The organism is Enterobacter sp. Li2LvB3 (assembly GCF_056156645.1).
This window is the reverse complement of the sequence record NZ_JBSICG010000030.1, coordinates 56,461-69,625: the sequence shown is the minus strand read 5'-3', so window position 1 is coordinate 69,625 and position 13,165 is coordinate 56,461. Positions and strand designations below refer to the sequence as shown.

14 protein-coding genes and 4 pseudogenes are annotated in these 13,165 nt (G+C 51.8%); 11 read left to right on the top strand and 7 right to left on the bottom strand.

Annotation, left to right across the window (positions count from 1 at the left end; translation table 11 throughout):
* Positions 1-435: 435 nt before the first annotated feature.
* Complete coding sequence (locus ACS603_RS20695) at positions 436-1,014, top strand: YagK/YfjJ domain-containing protein (protein WP_474944818.1); 579 nt, start codon at positions 436-438, stop codon at positions 1,012-1,014.
* Positions 1,015-1,121: 107 nt separating this feature from the next.
* Positions 1,122-1,331 (top strand): helix-turn-helix transcriptional regulator, encoded by a 210-nt coding sequence (locus tag ACS603_RS20690; protein WP_072123577.1) that lies wholly within the window; start codon positions 1,122-1,124, stop codon positions 1,329-1,331.
* A gap of 219 nt (positions 1,332-1,550) precedes the next feature.
* Here the strand turns inward: ACS603_RS20690 and ACS603_RS20685 are convergent, their stop codons facing one another.
* A complete protein-coding gene (locus tag ACS603_RS20685) occupies positions 1,551-2,144 on the bottom strand; it encodes a DUF1062 domain-containing protein (protein WP_474944822.1) in 594 nt (197 codons plus the stop codon).
* 310 nt (positions 2,145-2,454) lie between these two features.
* Between ACS603_RS20685 and ACS603_RS20680 the strand changes: the two genes are divergently transcribed.
* From ACS603_RS20680 to dinQ, 8 genes and pseudogenes are all read left to right on the top strand, one after another.
* The gene (locus ACS603_RS20680) at positions 2,455-2,706 is read left to right on the top strand and encodes a zinc ribbon domain-containing protein (RefSeq protein ID WP_474944817.1); all 252 of its coding nucleotides are present in this window, start codon (positions 2,455-2,457) and stop codon (positions 2,704-2,706) included.
* 80 nt (positions 2,707-2,786) lie between these two features.
* On the top strand, positions 2,787-4,040 hold the full coding sequence (locus ACS603_RS20675) for an MFS transporter (protein ID WP_474944816.1): 1,254 nt from the start codon (positions 2,787-2,789) through the stop codon (positions 4,038-4,040).
* A 24-nt stretch (positions 4,041-4,064) separates the two neighbouring features.
* Positions 4,065-4,456: pseudogene (locus tag ACS603_RS20670) on the top strand (VOC family protein).
* Between the two features lie 311 nt (positions 4,457-4,767).
* A complete protein-coding gene (locus ACS603_RS20665) occupies positions 4,768-5,025 on the top strand; it encodes a YjhX family toxin (RefSeq protein ID WP_004131894.1) in 258 nt (85 codons plus the stop codon).
* 7 nt (positions 5,026-5,032) lie between these two features.
* Positions 5,033-5,560 (top strand): annotated as a pseudogene (locus ACS603_RS20660) (class I SAM-dependent methyltransferase); the annotation flags it as partial.
* Positions 5,561-5,926: 366 nt separating this feature from the next.
* Positions 5,927-6,659, top strand: a pseudogene (locus ACS603_RS20655) (SAM-dependent methyltransferase).
* Between the two features lie 49 nt (positions 6,660-6,708).
* Positions 6,709-6,844 (top strand): annotated as a pseudogene (locus ACS603_RS20650) (LysR family transcriptional regulator); the annotation flags it as partial.
* 362 nt (positions 6,845-7,206) lie between these two features.
* Positions 7,207-7,287 (top strand): damage-inducible type I toxin DinQ, encoded by an 81-nt coding sequence (dinQ, locus tag ACS603_RS20645; RefSeq protein ID WP_474944821.1) that lies wholly within the window; start codon positions 7,207-7,209, stop codon positions 7,285-7,287.
* Between the two features lie 88 nt (positions 7,288-7,375).
* On the opposite strand, the gene ACS603_RS20640 is transcribed toward dinQ, so the two are convergent.
* Complete coding sequence (locus tag ACS603_RS20640) at positions 7,376-7,549, bottom strand: hypothetical protein (RefSeq protein WP_474944815.1); 174 nt, start codon at positions 7,547-7,549, stop codon at positions 7,376-7,378.
* 96 nt (positions 7,550-7,645) lie between these two features.
* On the opposite strand from ACS603_RS20640, the gene ACS603_RS20635 reads away from it, so the two are divergent.
* Positions 7,646-8,802 (top strand): IS3 family transposase gene (locus ACS603_RS20635; RefSeq protein ID WP_474944814.1). Its coding sequence is split into 2 segments (ribosomal slippage): positions 7,646-7,895 and positions 7,895-8,802, totalling 1,158 coding nucleotides; the frame shifts between segments, so codons are not numbered across the junction.
* Positions 8,803-9,034: 232 nt separating this feature from the next.
* Here the strand turns inward: ACS603_RS20635 and ACS603_RS20630 are convergent.
* The 5 genes from ACS603_RS20630 to opgC are packed head-to-tail and all read right to left on the bottom strand — an operon-like array spanning position 9,035 to position 13,135.
* The gene (locus ACS603_RS20630; protein ID WP_474944813.1) at positions 9,035-9,454 is read right to left on the bottom strand and encodes an ATP-binding protein; all 420 of its coding nucleotides are present in this window, start codon (positions 9,452-9,454) and stop codon (positions 9,035-9,037) included.
* The gene (locus ACS603_RS20625) at positions 9,455-9,793 is read right to left on the bottom strand and encodes an STAS domain-containing protein (protein ID WP_474944812.1); all 339 of its coding nucleotides are present in this window, start codon (positions 9,791-9,793) and stop codon (positions 9,455-9,457) included. It abuts the gene before it with no gap.
* Complete coding sequence (locus ACS603_RS20620; protein ID WP_474944811.1) at positions 9,783-10,997, bottom strand: PP2C family protein-serine/threonine phosphatase; 1,215 nt, start codon at positions 10,995-10,997, stop codon at positions 9,783-9,785. Before ACS603_RS20620 ends, ACS603_RS20625 begins: the two co-directional genes overlap by 11 nt.
* A gap of 9 nt (positions 10,998-11,006) precedes the next feature.
* Positions 11,007-11,906, bottom strand: coding sequence for a hypothetical protein (locus tag ACS603_RS20615; RefSeq protein ID WP_474944810.1), 900 nt, complete (start codon positions 11,904-11,906; stop codon positions 11,007-11,009).
* Positions 11,907-11,917: 11 nt separating this feature from the next.
* Positions 11,918-13,135: an OpgC domain-containing protein gene (opgC, locus tag ACS603_RS20610; RefSeq protein ID WP_474944809.1), complete on the bottom strand. Its 1,218-nt coding sequence runs from the start codon at positions 13,133-13,135 to the stop codon at positions 11,918-11,920.
* Between the last annotated feature and the right edge of the window lie 30 nt (positions 13,136-13,165).

Genomic DNA, 13,165 nt, shown 5'->3' with positions numbered 1-13,165 from the left:
GATCATATCGTAATGCAACATCGTCTCTTCCCTCTAATTCTGGCTCCCGAATACAGATTAGCATGAGCACCTTTTAGGTAGAGGGAGGCGGGTCACAAGCTGAGGAATGACTGATTTTTTACTGATATCCTGCTGATTTTATTGTGATAATACTCTGACATTTTACTGCGTTATTCCTGTGATTTTTACTCTACTATCCTCCTCTGTTCATCTCATTAGAATCGTTTAACAGCAGATATGAACATTTGGGTTTTTAGTATAATTAAGGGGCACTCCCTGTTTCTATACCACCTGTTCACAGCTCCTTCCCCCAATCATTAACCCTGCCTGTATTCCCCTGGATACACAGTTCCCTGTATCTGCCGTATCCCCGCTTCTCTTAAAAATTACATCTCATCCCAATCCTTTGTACTCCATCTGACAAAGGATAAATCAATGCACACACCTTACCCCTTTAACCCCAAATATACGATGAATTGGTTTCTACTGTCTCTGATCAATGACCACCTGAATCAGCTACTGAACCGATACTCACGAATACAGGCACTCAGACTCGACCTGTTCTATCAGAAAGGTACAGAGCGTTATAAACGTCATTCATGGAACGAAACCGAGCAAGAAGTACGCATGCTGGTTGAACGCACCATGCAGCACACAAATCTGGCTGGGTATTTCTGGGTACTCGAGAATTCTGTAGACCACGGCTGCCATGCCCATATCGTGTTCTATCTCGACAGGCACCTTAACCAGGCTACCTACCCAATAGCTGAGAGAGTAGGAACAATATGGCGGGAAATAACGCGACGAGAAGGCTATTACAACCGCTGCGAATACAAACCCTCTTATGAATTCAGTATTGATAGACCGGTGAACTACGATGATACCGAAGCCATTGATAACCTGCGCTACATTATCAGCTATCTCGCCAAAGAAGAGCAAAAGCACGGTCACTATCACTACGGAGCCAGTGAGGTACCGCCCCCCAGTGGACTGGGGCGTCCTCGCACGTTGTAACTTACGTTCTGCACTTTTTTACGTATCAATCCATTGATGTGGAAGGGCTGGTGGTAACGAGTAATCAGCCACCAGCTCAGGATAATCCCACAATGGAAGACTGCATCATGACAGAACAAATTTCTTTGCTTGATGACCAACTGGTGGATATGCGGTTCATCACGAAGCTTACAGGGCTGACGGACAAGTGGTTTTACAAGCTGATAAAAGACGGACTGTTCCCGAAGCCAATTAAGCTGGGCCGCAGCTCCCGCTGGAAGAAAAGCGAAGTCGAATTATGGTTACAACAACGCATTGCCGATTCACGCGGCCATTGATACAAACCATTCGTTATAAGCTACGCCTTTCCCGATATCCCAATCCTTAAAGCACCATTAGACTCGGCATAATTCAAACGATATGCTCTATCACCCCATTCACTAAAGTTCTCAATTCAGAAGCTGAAAAACAGAAGCCCACCCTATCCCTGGCCTATCCGTTATTATGTTGAACGGCTGCCATACTGACGTTTATTTCCTGGGGTGAGCTTCTTATTTTTAACAACGTGTCAGAACAATCCTGCGCCGGGCATACAACGTTTCCGCAGACAGCTGGGATTCATATTCCGCTGCCTTCAGCTTTCTCGATTTAAGCATCTTCATCGTAACGCCGCTGATCTGTCCTGCCTCAACCCCTTTCAGAATTTCACCTGCACTCAGCATGAGCTGTTGCTTCAAAATCGACAGCAGGCTGACCTGAAATGAACGGGAAGTCCTGACACGAACGCGGACCCGCTGGTGGGCAGTGATGCTTACCGGCCAGCGCTCCTGAACGGTAAAATTAGGCCGACCCGATAGCTCTGCGTTGTTCCGCTTCAGTATCGCGATATCACTTGCAAAGTGCTGTACCGTAGCCGCATCGTTTATCATTAGCCGATGATAAAGCTGGTGGTCAATTTTGCTGACGTGTAGGCGCGAAAACAGGGAGATATTCCAGGTGTAATCACAGTGTGTGCATTTATAGATACTCCACACGTCCAACACTTTCTTTTGAGAATTAACCCGAAATGCCCCTGACGGCGTGAAGTCCCGTTTAATGTTGCATGAAGGGCATCGTTTCGCGATGCGCTGATACCCCACAGGCGTGACAATTCATATGACTTTCATAACGTACCTTTTTTAACCCATACAAAACCTGATCCGTACTGAACGAACCATGAATGTTTATGTACGAAAAATATTTAAGAGATATTTTTCAGCGGGTTAAAAAAAGATTTTCAACGCAAAAATCCTGTCGGCGTCCAAAGTGATATGCCGAGACTAGCAAAGCGGCAATTATCCGGTAAATGAGTTCAATCAATATTCATGAAGTTTACTGCGGGTTCTATTGATCTGAACCACTGAATGCTGCGCGACAAATTTGTATATTTAGTAGACAAATAAACAACCGAAGGAGCGCGTTATGGAACAGAATGAAAGATTTTGTCAGGCTTGCGGAATGCCAATATCCGAACGGGATGTCAATGTAGCCAGCGAGCAATATTGCGCATGGTGTAGTGATGCGGAGGGTAACTTGAAACCATGGGAAGAGGCCGTAAATGGCCTGGCTGAGTTTCTCGATTCATGGCAAAAAGTCGGCTCGGAAGAAGCACGGAAGCGGGCAAAACGTTATCTGACGGCAATGCCCGCCTGGGCCCATAAAGCGGACGAGTAAACCACACTTATTCGAAAGCCTGACCGGAAGGTGATTTACAGATAAAAAGACACAGGACGTGATATTAACCGGAGCCCCGCATGAACAGCCCAGCACGACGTTTAGTTCACTACGGCAGCGTGATGTTGTTTCCGCTGGCGATGATGATTTATGATTTTTCAGCCTACCTGACAACAGATCTTATTCAGCCAGGTATCATTAACATCATCAATGAGCTAGAGGCGGATGTGACGCTGGCACCGGCATCCGTCAGCCTGTACATGGCCGGTGGACTGGCGCTGCAATGGCTGTTGGGCCCCCTTTCAGATCGTATTGGCCGCCGGCCTGTGCTGTTAACCGGCGCGCTGGTTTTCGCCTTGTCCTGCCTGAGTATGCTGCTTGTCACCTCAATCGAGCAGTACTTCGTCGCCCGTGTTATTCAGGGCACCAGCATCTGCTTTATCTCGACCGTGGGCTACGTCTCGATTCAGGAAGTATTTGGTGAAAAGGACGCCATCAGGATCATGGCCATGCTGACCTCCATCGTCCTGCTCGCGCCGGTTATCGGTCCGGTGGCTGGCGCCGCGCTGATGGCAGTCATGCACTGGAAGCTGCTGTTTGCCATTATTGGCGCGTTTGGTCTGGTCGCATGGGCCCTGCTATTCTTCAACATGCCGGAAACCGTCGTCTCTCGGGGACGCGGGTTTAAGCCGTGTGAAGTGCTGTCTGATTTCATCGCGGCGTTCAGCCATCCCGTGGTGCTGACCGGCTCACTGGCGGTGGCCTTTGGTAACCTGCCGATCATCACATGGGTGGCGCTCTCTCCTGTGATCCTGATTGAGCATAGCGGTATGTCTTCCGAAGCCTATGCCTGGACACAGGTGCCGGTGTTCAGCGGGATCATTATTGCCAGCGCAATCGTCGCAAAGTTTATCAAAGATCCGACGTCGCCACGTTTTATCTGGTCTACCGTCCCAATACAACTGTCCGGCCTGCTGACGCTGCTGGTTGGCAATCTGCTATGGCCGCACGCTTGGGTATGGTCAGTACTGGGTACGAGTCTCTACGCTCTGGGGATTGGGCTGATCTACCCCGTACTGTTCCGCTTCACGCTCTTTTCCCACAGCCTGCCAAAAGGTACCGTATCAGCCACATTGAATATCCTGGTCCTGGGCACCTTTGCTGTTTCAATCGAAGCGACCCGCTGGATCTACGTTCATGCCGGCGGCAGGATAGCTTTTCACGGCATGGCGCTGATGGCCGGCATTGCCGTCGTTATTCTGGTGTCCCGGCTTCTAAAACTAAGACTGCAGCAGGTCCAGGCCGCATTACCGGCAAGTTGCCAGGGGCAATAAGGTAAGTAGGAGTAAGCAGGATATATGTTTTCCTGCATAATGCTGGGTACTAACGATCTACAGCGAGCCATAAGGTTCTACGATCCACTGATGTAATAGCCTGGACATCCAAAGGCTGACCATAATGAAGAAGGCGCATCCTGGGGGACGTTCAGTGATAACCATGCCATCTGGTTGTGCGTTGGCAGGCCCTTTAACATGCAACCAGCGGGCGCTGGCAATTGCACGTGGTTGCGCTGAATACCCGCTCGTTTGAACACATCCAGCAGTTGCATGCGCTTGCCCTTAGTCTGGGAGGCGCAGATGAAGGTGCGCCGGATCACAGGCCGCATTACGGGCAAGGATTCCATAGTGCTTATGTACGCGATCCGGACGGGAATAAGTTAGCGTTTGTGTATTACGATTTTGGGAGCTGAAGTATTCATTTCTCGGAAGCCCCTTTACAGTTAAAAATGTCCGGCTATTCAATAAAAGAGACCTTCACCGGCTCCTATCTGGATCACACTTTTCAGCTCAGGATATTCACTTACAAAAACCAGGTGTTATTATTCACCCCGTAAATACCTTTCAACTCAACCCGAGGCTTTGATGCTGGAGAATGTAATCATCCGATAATCAGTTCCCCGACCTTTTCAGGCCGGACTGATTATCAATGCGCCGAAATCGAATGCGGACACCGCTGTGTGTTTGCACGTTTTGCACATGATGATTAAACAGGTTTTCCAGTATGAATTTATCCCGTCAGGAACAACGTACCTTACACGTTCTCGCCAAAGGTGGCCGTATTGCGCACGTCCGCGATGCGTCTGGCCGCGTCACCGCCGTTGAATGCTACACCCGCGAAGGGCTGTTGCTCACCGACTGCACCCTTGCCACCTTCAAAAAACTCAAAACCAAAAAACTGATCAAGTCCGTCAACGGTCAGCCGTACCGCATCAACACCACCGGGCTGAATAACGTTCGCGCACAGCTTGATAACCGCTAAGGAGAGCATGATGGATATCAGCACCCTTATTTCCTCATCCCGACACATCCAGTTGTCAGTGGAGGAGAGCAAAATTCCCTGGGATGAACCGGCTTTCAGCCAGCGCATGCTGGCGAACCATTTGTCGCAGGAGCACGACTGGGCCAGCCGCAGGCAGGAGGTTATTGAGCAGCAGGTCGAATGGATCGCCAGCCAGTTACCCCCTGGCGCACATATCCTCGATCTCGGCTGCGGCCCCGGCTTTTATACCCACCGCTTAGCGGAATGCGGATTTCACTGCACCGGTGTGGATTTCTCACCGGCATCCGTGAGCTGGGCCCGTCAGCAGGCGCAGAATGCCGGTCTGAACATCGACTATGTCCAGCAGGATATCCGCGCATACTGGCCGGATAAATCGTTCGATTTCATCATGATGACGTTCGGGGAACTGAATGTTTTTAGCACGGCAGATGCGTGCTCGCTCGTCAGCCGCTGCGCACTGTGGCTGGAGCCGGGTGGCAGGCTGCTCACTGAAGTCCATACTTTCGACGAAGTTAAACGTCAGGGAATGGCTGAAGCGAGCTGGCAACGCTGTCCGGACGGGTTGTTTCTTGACGTCCCTCACCTGCTGCTGACGGAACATGGCTGGGATGAAGAAGCCCAGACCAGCTCAACGCAGTTCTGGGCCATAGAAGCAAATGGTCACACCACCCGTTTTGGCAGCCAGATGACGGCCTGGCGCGATGACGAGTACGTAAGCCTGCTCGACAATGCCGGGTTTGCCCTGCTTCCTCCTCCTGAAAGCCACGACTGGCCAGTCAGCGAGACATTTGAAGGAAAGCTGTTTGCTCTGCTGGCCGAAAAAGCAAAACCCTCAGAGGAACTTCCTCTTAATACTCAACATGATAAAAGGAATTCCGCATTGGATATCCCACGTATTTTTACCATCAGTGAAAGCGAACACCGCATCCACAACCCGTTCACCGAAGAGAAGTACGCCACGCTTGGCCGTGTGCTGCGCATGAAGCCGGAGACCCGCATTCTGGACCTCGGCAGCGGCTCGGGCGAAATGCTCTGTACCTGGGCACGGGATCACGCCATTACCGGCGTCGGTATCGACATGAGCCAGTTGTTCAGCGAGCAGGCCAGACGCCGCGCAGAAGAACTCGGCGTCAGCAGCCGGGTTCATTTCATTCATAACGACGCCGCCGGATATGTGGCAGAAGAGAAATGCGATGTGGCCGCCTGCGTTGGCGCGACATGGATTGCCGGTGGGTTTGACGGGACCGTCGAACTGCTGGCGCAAAGCCTGAAACCAGGCGGGATCATGCTCATCGGTGAGCCCTATTGGCGTCAGCTTCCGGCAACGGACGAGATAGCCCAGTCCTGTGGCGTCAGCTCGAAGGCTGATTTCCTGACGCTACAAGGGCTTGTGAGTGCGTTCGATGAACTCGGCTACGACGTGGTGGAAATGGTACTGGCAGATCAGGAAGGCTGGGACCGGTATGAAGCCGCGAAATGGCTGACCATGCGCCTCTGGCTGGAGGCTAATCCTCGCCGAGGCCAGGGCAGAGCTAAACATCTCGCCGAAACGCCACGTGACGTACGCGCGGGAATACTTTGGCTGGGGGGTATTCGCGCTCATCGCCAGGTAACAAAAGATTCCCGGTATCTCTGACTGGTTAAATCCTGTCTGGTGGCACTATAAGCGATCATCTCGGTGACGATCGAATTTATCGCTGGAAACTTGAACGATACGGTGAAACTTACCAAATCACGGTGCCTTCAATAGGCTGAAACGGGCATTGTAACCGAATTGGGCGGGACCGACCTGATGTGGAGCATCTTGTTGCTCCTGCCCCATGTTTGTGTACGGTCCGGGGACATGGTGAACACTTTTTAACATCCCTTACCCATGGTGCTCGACTTTTTCTTCAGGTCGATCACCCCCACTTTCGTACTGTACCACCACAACGTTGATATTCGCGTATGCAGAAAAGATGATACTGAGCAGGTAGGGTAGGGCATAGTTTTGATGTAAAAAAAACCGACTGGTGAGATCGGGTTTTAATACATTTCCGGTTTTGAGTTGGTGGCCATGACCGGAGGAAGTCACTCTTCACCTAACAGTGAGATACCCGTTGTGACAGGCAATGTAAGATTAAGCAGCGGAGATTTCCTCCAGTTAAACTGGAGAAACGGATGGGAGCTTTTATCGATAAAGCAATCATCGTTCTGAAGGCGCTAGTCGTCTTTCTGGACCTGATCCGCGCATTCTTCTGAAAGTGACGGAAACGTAATTAAGGCCCGGGACTTAACCGCTCTCGGGCCTTTAACATGGAGGTCTTACAGGTCGATTGGCCAATCCCGATCAGGAATATCCCGTCGTTGGACCAACAACCACATAAACACTCAAACGAGAATATTTGCTCAACGAGCCTGGGTTAGAGCCGGGTTCACCGTCAGGGACTTGCATGCCAAATTTCGCGTAATATTCTACACAGGCAGGAAGAACAACACCGGTGTTGATGTCGCTAAAGCTCATGAGTATCTCCGGGAAAAAATCATTTGTAGTGGTTTACTGAATTTGGGCACTTGAACAGAGGTGATATGCTCACTTCAGAACAACACAGGTGCGCCAATGAAAAGAAGAAATTTTAGTCCTGAATTCAAACGCGAATCCGCTCAGCTTGATGTTGACCAAAATTACACCGTCCCTGACGCTGCTAAAGCAATGGATGTTGGTCTTTCCACGATGACGAAATGGGTCAAACAACTGCGTGATGAGCGTCAGGGCAAAACGCCAAAAGCCGCCCCAATAACGCCGGAACAAATCGAAATACGTGAGCTAAAGAAAAAGCTGCAACGCATTGAAATGGAAAACGATATTCTAAAAAAGGCTACCACGCTCTTGATGTCAGACTCCCTGAACAGTTCTCGATAATCGGGAAACTCAGGGCGCGTTATCCAGTGGCCACACTCTGCCATGTGTTCGGGGTTCATCGCAGCAGCTACAAATACTGGAAAAAACGTCCTGAAAAGCCAGACGGCAGACGGGCTGTATTACGCAGTCAGGTACTTGAGCTACATGGCATAAGCCACGGTTCAGCCGGAGCAAGAAGCATCGCCACAATGGCCACTCAGAGAGGCTACCAGATGGGGCGCTGGCTCGCTGGCAGGCTCATGAAAGAGCTGGGGCTGGTCAGTTGCCAGCAGCCCACTCACCGGTACAGGCGTGGCGGTCGTGAGCAAGTTGCTATCCCGAATCATCTTGAGCGACAGTTCGCTGTAACAGAGCCAAACCAGGTGTGGTGCGGCGGCGTGACGTATATCTGGACAGGTAAGCCCTGGGCGTACCTCGCCGTTGTTCTCGACCTGTTCGCAAGGAAACCAGTGGGCTGGGCAACGGACAGCAGACTCACCATGAAAGCGCTGGAAATGGCATGGGAAACGCACGGCAAGCCCGTCGGAGTCATGTTCCACAGCGATCAGGGCAGTCATTATACAAGCAGGCAGTTCCGGCAGTTACTGTGGCGATACCGGATCAGGCCGAGTATGAGTCGGCGCGGAAACTGCTGGGATAATAGTCCAATGGAACGCTTCTTCCGGAGTCTGAAGAACGAATGGGTGCCGGTGACAGGTTACATAAGCTTCAGCGATGTAGCTCACGCAATAACGGACTATATCGTTGGATATTATAGCGCACTAAGACCACACGAATATAACGGTGGGTTATCACCAAACGAATCGGAAAGTCGATACTGGAAAAACTCTAACGCAGTGGCCAGTTTTTATTGACCACTACATAATTAACGGAGAGCAGGTCAGGAACACCAGCTCCCCACAAGCACTAAAGTTTTCCGTTTAGACCATTCATCATTCTTTTGAACTGGGGTGATTTTGTACTTTAGACGGGAGGCCTTCGTATGTCCTGTCTGCGCGGCAGTGCTGGCTTAATCTCTATATAGAGTGTGATAGCATCACGCAGAAATGGTGTTAACTATATAGTTTTTATAGTTTTTATAGTTTTTTACAGGTGTTTCACAAGTAATGTGGTGTTCTGATTATCTTTTCGTTCAACATTGAAAAAATCTATACTTAGCAGTATGAGCATTAATCCCCTTCCACTCTCCAGAAGAGGAGATATTTCGCAGAAACGGTCTCTCCTGGCGGCCTCAAGCCGCTCCAACGGGAACGTTTCACCCGCGTCGGTAAAAACAATGCAGACATCGCTGCCGCGGATGTCGAACCGTACGCTGAATGCGCACGAGGCATCCTCATGCAGCGCGTGGCAGATGATATTCGTCGCCACCTCACAGACGGCGAGATCGAGCGCGAAACGCCACTCATCATCTACGGGAAGCGCGCTCAGCCGCGCTTCCAGCCAGCCGGCCAGCGGCATCAGGGAACCGAGCACCGCCGGAAATTCTTCCTGCACCGGCGTCTGCATCTACTGCCCCAGCTGCGCAAGCGCGCTGCTTTTATCCGGATAGATACGGAATATGCGATCCATGCGGGTCAGGGTGAACATATTCATTATCCCGGGGTTCAGGGAGCACAGCGCCATGTCGCCTTTCCCATTCATCAGCTTAAACAACGACACCAGCATTCCCAGCCCGCTGCTGTCGATGAAATCCACTTTGCTGAAGTCGACAATCAAGGCCTTGCGATCGTCGCCAATTTCCTCCGTCACGAACGCTTTAAACGTCGCGGCAACGGAGGCATCCAGCCGCCGGACCGCGGGCGTGAGAATGTTGGCGTGCGGTAGTCGTTCGATGTTAATAATCATTCTGTTCTCCCTGACGCTCGATCACGAGCAGTGAAACGTCATCGGTTAAGGCGGTCGGTTCATCACGATTTGCGTTGCGCCAGCTGGTCAGGTGGTCACCGAACCGCGGCAGGAGCCGGTCAACCGGGAGCCGGGCATGCTCATGAAGCCAGCGTTCGAGACGCTGCGGGCCAAACTGCTCGCCACTGACGTTCTCACACTCCGTGATGCCATCACTGAATAAGCATAAGCGATCTCCGGGATTGAGAGTAAAGGCCACGTCTTCCCAACTGAGGTCGGGCATCAGCCCGACAGGCGGGCCGCCATCGCCCACGGGCGTGACGGCGCTGTCTGCGTTCACAATGACGGGCGTTGGATGCCCGGCCTGACAAAACACCCCTCGTCCGCTCTCGGGGTCGAGCACCCCATAGATGATGGTGAAATAGCTGGTGATGTCGCTCTCTTCACTGCAAAAGCGGCTGTTCAGGATTCTGACGACCTCCGCAGGAGACCTAATGCCCCCCTCTTCGGTAAACAGAAAGCGATCCACCACCCTGCCATGCAGGAACTGACGCGCCACCGCGAGGGACATCATCGCGGCCCCCACACCATGACCGGACACATCAACGCAGTAAAACCCCAGATGCGAATCCAGAGCAAAAATATTGAAGACATCACCCGATACCCAGGCAGACGGCAAGAAAAGCCAGTCGGAAATGTAGTCACCAAAGCGTACGCGGTGCGAAGGCAGCACCGAATGCTGGACGTGCGCCGCCAGTTCAAGATCCTGTTCAATTTGATGCAACGCTTCACTCAGATGCTTATTGCGCGCCGCAAGGGTCGCTTCCAGCGTCAAAATGCGTACCCCAGCGTGTAATCGCGACCGCAACTCGTCCTGCTCTACGGGTTTATTTAAGAATTCATCGGCTCCGGCATCAAAGCCCAACGTCAAATCGCCCGAATTCTCACGCGCCGTTAGCAGGATGACATACACGTAGTGACCCCATTCTCGGCTACGGATCTCTTTACAGAGGGCTAAGCCGTCCATTTCCGGCATTTCCCAGTCACTTATTACCATGCTGACGGGCTGGCTGGACAAGATTTCCAGTGCGGCAACACCATTTTCCGCCTCGCTCACGATATACCCCCACTGAGATAGCATTCGGGAGAGTAACCGACGATAAATCAGCGAATCTTCAACGATTAACACGTGCAGCTCCGACATACATCCCTCCTATAGCGGTAAGAACCAGATGAGGCTCACGGTCCCTTCCCTTAATTTTGCATTCCCGTTGCCATGCCCCGGATAGCGCGTTCCCGCATAGTTCGCGTACTGGATGGAGAACGAACCCGGCGTATAGCCCGCATAGCCAAAGCTGTAGCTGTAATCGCCGTTCCAGGGCTGCTGCTGGCTGCTGTCCGGGAACCAGAACGCCGTCGCGCGAACGAAGAAATGTTGTTTGAAGGTGTAGCCGCAGCCGCCGAGCATGACGTTTTTATTTTTGCGGATGTCATCGCTGCTGAGGTCGTAGTAGCGCGGCACCCAGCTGTACCCGACCTGGCAAATGATGGAATCCCCTTTGTTAAGCAGGAGCGTGTTTTCAACCGGTTTAGGTAGCGAAAACTTATAGGCCAGCGTGAAGGCGCCCTGTTCGAAATAGGTATGTCTCCGGCTGCCCGACGTCCAGAAGTGGTTATCGCCGTAGTTGCTGTAAACCAGGCTCAACGTGTTGGCGTGCCAGTCATCGTAGCCGAAGCTGTAGCGAAAATCGGCGGTGTAGCGGCTGGTGTCTCTGACCGGCAGTCGGGACGTAATGTTGGCAAACCAGAAGCTGTAGGGAGAATACTGAAGGCTGAGATTCAGCGTCTGGTTAATCTTTTTCTTTTCCGTGGCGGTGTCTGAACTGTTCGGAATGCTCATCCACTGCTCTTTCAGTCCAGAGCTAAAGCTCAGCGCACCTGAGAATTTCTTGTCGTTACCCGAGAACAGGCGCCCCCAGCGGCTGGTAAAAACGCCAGCCTGAACGGGTTCACCGTTCTTATCGCGCAGAGATTCATTTTCACTGCTTTGCACCGCCTCCGCGGTGGGTATCGCTGCGAGCAGCACGCCCGCCAGAAGCCATTTTTCGCGCATAACCGCCATCCTTAGTTAGGTATCCAGCGTGCGCCGACGTCGTATTTTGCCATCAACCACAAAATACCCAGTGCCGCCGCATGCACTAAGGTGTTCTCTATCCAGGCATGACGCCATAAGTCGAAGGTGATGAACTGGCTCACCAGCAGCACCACGTACACATGCAAAATAAAGGTATAAAGCGAGTGCTGGCCGAGCGGGATCAGAAACCATCCCAGCAGGTGGTTGAGCGGCGTCCAACAAAACGTCAGCACCAGGTAGACGGTGATCATCAGGGCGATATCGTTTAACACCCGCACCGGGCCCAGCCCATTCTTCGCCGCCCAGGAATGATAAAACGTATTGAAGCTGTCAGGCGGGATGACGTGCATGAGTAGCGCAGGAGGCATAAACGGGTTGGTATGGTTCTGGGCAACAAATCCCAGTACGAGCGATACCAGCACCAGTGCGATCACTACCCCTTTTCCCGGCTGCGTACGGGCGAAAGAGATCAGCTCGGCTTTATACCAGCCGCTGGCCATGCCCAGCACAAAGATGAACTGCCAGGCGAGCAGCGGGAAGGCAAATTCGAACTCCGACGGCGTCAGCCGAAGCGGCCAGCGCTGCCACAGGCCGTACACCAGCAGCGACAGCCCCAGCAGCCACCAGACTTTCCCTTTCTGCAGCATCCCCAAAAATAGCGGGCTAAAGAGCAGCAAAAAGATATACAGCCCCAGAATTTGCGTCTGATGGGGGCCAATCTGCAAATAGAGGATAATGTTGAACCAGGTCTCTTTAATTTGCGGCGTAACAGGATAAAGCGACCAGCTTTGACCCGAAAAACGATCGGTAAAATGGGTGGCCTCGAAAACGTTAATATATGGAATATAGGCCAAGAGAATAAATGACACTATGATAATGATATTTACGCGATATATTTTCCAGGCCCTAAGATAAAGTCCCCAGGAAACCGTGAGCAAAACCACTTTTTGCAGACGCGCGCGGTTCAGCATTCCCAGCATAAAGCCTGAGAGAATAACAAAACCTTCTGCACCGGTTGTTAACCCAAAACGCTCCCAGGAGAATATATTAAATACCGACATCACCTCCGTATGCGCCACGACCATCATGACGAGGGCAATGCCGCGCATAAAGTCAATTCTCAGGTCCCTGCCCCCTGCAATGGCATACCGCCATGATTTTGATTTGGCTAGATCTTCTTGAGTAATCGAAGGCGCAAAATGGCTCATACGCTATCCTTAACTTGGAAAAGTGCCATT